Origin of the sequence: Arthrobacter sp. zg-Y844 (assembly GCF_024385465.1) — a bacterium.
Classification (GTDB): domain Bacteria; phylum Actinomycetota; class Actinomycetes; order Actinomycetales; family Micrococcaceae; genus Arthrobacter_B.
The window spans coordinates 1-3,929 of sequence record NZ_JANFLS010000007.1; the positions used below are offsets into that span (position 1 = coordinate 1).

A 3,929-nucleotide genomic window follows, 5' to 3' on the forward strand; every position below is an offset into this window, starting at 1 on the left:
TGTGAGGGGGTCCCGTCGGATCTCAGGTTCGTCATCAAAGACACCGTGACGGATTTACCTATCACGGACCCTACGTCCTTAGACCAGGTCTACCATCGCCTGGCCCGGCTACCTTCCTGCGTCACACCTGTTAATACGCTTACCTCCCAGGATCAGGTCCCGTGCTCGGCCAAAACCCTCACACCACAAGGGTGATCGGGCAGGCTCCGGACGGTTAGTGTCCCCTGCTTGGTATGGGCGGTTCTTCGCCGGTACGGGAATATCAACCCGTTGTCCATCGACTACGCCTGTCGGCCTCGCCTTAGGTCCCGACTTACCCAGGGCAGATTAGCTTGACCCTGGAACCCTTGATCATTCGGCGGACGGGTTTCTCACCCGTCTTTCGCTACTCATGCCTGCATTCTCACTCGTGTAGGCTCCACCACTGGTTTACACCGCAGCTTCACTGCCCACACGACGCTCCCCTACCACTCCAGACGACTGAACCACGAAGGCTTATCTATATCTGAAATCCACAACTTCGGCGGTGTACTTGAGCCCCGCTACATTGTCGGCGCGGAATCACTTGACCAGTGAGCTATTACGCACTCTTTCAAGGGTGGCTGCTTCTAAGCCAACCTCCTGGTTGTCTGGGCAACTCCACATCCTTTCCCACTTAGCACACGCTTAGGGGCCTTAGTTGGTGGTCTGGGCTGTTTCCCTCTCGACTATGAAGCTTATCCCCCACAGTCTCACTGCTGCGCTCTCACTTACCGGCATTCGGAGTTTGGCTGACGTCAGTAACCTTGTAGGGCCCATTAGCCATCCAGTAGCTCTACCTCCGGTAAGAAACACGCAACGCTGCACCTAAATGCATTTCGGGGAGAACCAGCTATCACGGAGTTTGATTGGCCTTTCACCCCTACCCACAGCTCATCCCCTCCATTTTCAACTGAAGTGGGTTCGGTCCTCCACGACGTCTTACCGTCGCTTCAACCTGGCCATGGGTAGATCACTCCGCTTCGGGTCTAGATCACGCCACTGCATCGCCCTATTCAGACTCGCTTTCGCTACGGCTTCCCCTCACGGGTTAACCTCGCGACGTAACACTAACTCGCAGGCTCATTCTTCAAAAGGCACGCTGTCACAGCAATCAGAGCTGCTCCAACGGTTTGTAGGCACACGGTTTCAGGTACTATTTCACTCCCCTCCCGGGGTACTTTTCACCTTTCCCTCACGGTACTTGTCCGCTATCGGTCATCAGGGAGTATTTAGGCTTACCAGGTGGTCCTGGCAGATTCGCACGGGATTTCTCGGGCCCCGTGCTACTTGGGATCCTCTCCAAGCGGCAGCATGCATTCCGGTTACGGGGCTAACACCCTCTACGGCCCGGCTTTCAAACCGGTTCACCTATACATCTGCACTCACTTCACCGATCCGGCAGAATCGGTACGGAAAGTCCCGCAACCCCAGTGATGCAACGCCCGCCGGCTATCACACACCACTGGTTTAGCCTCTTCCGCGTTCGCTCGCCACTACTAACGGAATCACTGTTGTTTTCTCTTCCTGTGGGTACTGAGATGTTTCACTTCCCCACGTTCCCTCCACGCACCCTATGTGTTCAGATGCGGGTCACCCGGTCACTCGCGCGCCGGGCGGGGTTTCCCCATTCGGACATCCTGGGATCAAAGTTCGGTTATCAACTCCCCCAGGCTTATCGCAGATTCCTACGTCCTTCTTCGGCTCCTGATGCCAAGGCATCCACCGTGTGCCCTTAAAAACTTGACCACAAAGATCAATTTATTATCGCTATCGAGAAAACCACGGTCTCACCAGGCACCCTTGAGAGGCACCCGGATCTACCAGGTTTTTCTGAAATTGCACTTAATATTTTAAGATGCTCGCGTCCACTATGTAGTTCTCAAACAACAACCCCGTCACACCCATCCCCGCACCCGACCACCCCGCAAAGGGCTGTCAGCGACACGGTTCCGGCCTGCGCAGGAACAAACAGAAACAAACCAGTCAACCCGCAGAACCACCCCCAGAAAGGGAGAAGAACACGGGTGCCTGTTGCTTCAGGACCCAACAGTGTGCCAAACGACTAACCGGACTTACCAGGGCCGCAGCGGATGTTCCAGGAACCTCCCCGAAGGGAAGGAACGTACTGATCCATTACGGCCGGCATGCCGGCGCCTATCCATTGATATTCCACCCTTGAGCACCCACCGGAGAACATATGTCTCCGATATGGGCATCTCCTGCAAAGCACACATCCAACACTGTGGAAGGACATGGTCTTCGAGGTGCTCCTTAGAAAGGAGGTGATCCAGCCGCACCTTCCGGTACGGCTACCTTGTTACGACTTAGTCCCAATCGCCGGTCCCACCTTCGACGGCTCCCTCCCACAAGGGGTTAGGCCACCGGCTTCGGGTGTTACCAACTTTCGTGACTTGACGGGCGGTGTGTACAAGGCCCGGGAACGTATTCACCGCAGCGTTGCTGATCTGCGATTACTAGCGACTCCAACTTCATGAGGTCGAGTTGCAGACCTCAATCCGAACTGAGACCGGCTTTTTGGGATTAGCTCCACCTCACAGTATCGCAACCCTTTGTACCGGCCATTGTAGCATGCGTGAAGCCCAAGACATAAGGGGCATGATGATTTGACGTCGTCCCCACCTTCCTCCGAGTTGACCCCGGCAGTCTCCTATGAGTCCCCGCCATAACGCGCTGGCAACATAGAACGAGGGTTGCGCTCGTTGCGGGACTTAACCCAACATCTCACGACACGAGCTGACGACAACCATGCACCACCTGTAAACCGGCCACAAGTGGGGGACCTGTTTCCAGGCCTTTCCGGTTCATGTCAAGCCTTGGTAAGGTTCTTCGCGTTGCATCGAATTAATCCGCATGCTCCGCCGCTTGTGCGGGCCCCCGTCAATTCCTTTGAGTTTTAGCCTTGCGGCCGTACTCCCCAGGCGGGGCACTTAATGCGTTAGCTACGGCGCGGAAAACGTGGAATGTCCCCCACACCTAGTGCCCAACGTTTACGGCATGGACTACCAGGGTATCTAATCCTGTTCGCTCCCCATGCTTTCGCTCCTCAGCGTCAGTTAATGCCCAGAGACCTGCCTTCGCCATCGGTGTTCCTCCTGATATCTGCGCATTTCACCGCTACACCAGGAATTCCAGTCTCCCCTACATCACTCTAGTCTGCCCGTACCCACTGCAGACCCGGGGTTGAGCCCCGGGCTTTCACAGCAGACGCGACAAACCGCCTACGAGCTCTTTACGCCCAATAATTCCGGATAACGCTTGCGCCCTACGTATTACCGCGGCTGCTGGCACGTAGTTAGCCGGCGCTTCTTCTGCAGGTACCGTCACTTTCGCTTCTTCCCTGCTGAAAGAGGTTTACAACCCGAAGGCATTCGTCCCTCACGCGGCGTCGCTGCATCAGGCTTCCGCCCATTGTGCAATATTCCCCACTGCTGCCTCCCGTAGGAGTCTGGGCCGTGTCTCAGTCCCAGTGTGGCCGGTCACCCTCTCAGGCCGGCTACCCGTCGTCGCCTTGGTGGGCCATTACCCCAACCAACAAGCTGATAGGCCGCGAGTCCATCCAAAACCGCATAAAGCTTTCCACGGACCGCCATGCGGTGGTCCGTTGTATCCGGTATTAGACCCGGTTTCCCAGGCTTATCCCGAAGTCAGGGGCAGGTTACTCACGTGTTACTCACCCGTTCGCCACTAATCATTCTGTGCAAGCACAGAAGTCATCGTTCGACTTGCATGTGTTAAGCACGCCGCCAGCGTTCATCCTGAGCCAGGATCAAACTCTCCGTAAATGTGTTACAGACACAGCACCCGAGCCAAGGAAAATTGGCTGCAGGCACTGCACTAAATTCGAAACCGGCTAAAAAAACCGTCCCATACCCACGGGGTGGGCGGAA

The 3,929-nt window shown here is 55.9% G+C and carries 2 rRNA genes; both read right to left on the bottom strand.

What is annotated here, in order from left to right:
- Positions 1-1,767 (bottom strand): 23S ribosomal RNA (locus NNX35_RS15985); the annotation flags it as partial.
- A 529-nt stretch (positions 1,768-2,296) separates the two neighbouring features.
- Positions 2,297-3,824: ribosomal RNA gene (locus NNX35_RS15990) — 16S ribosomal RNA — on the bottom strand.
- Positions 3,825-3,929: the final 105 nt, after the last annotated feature.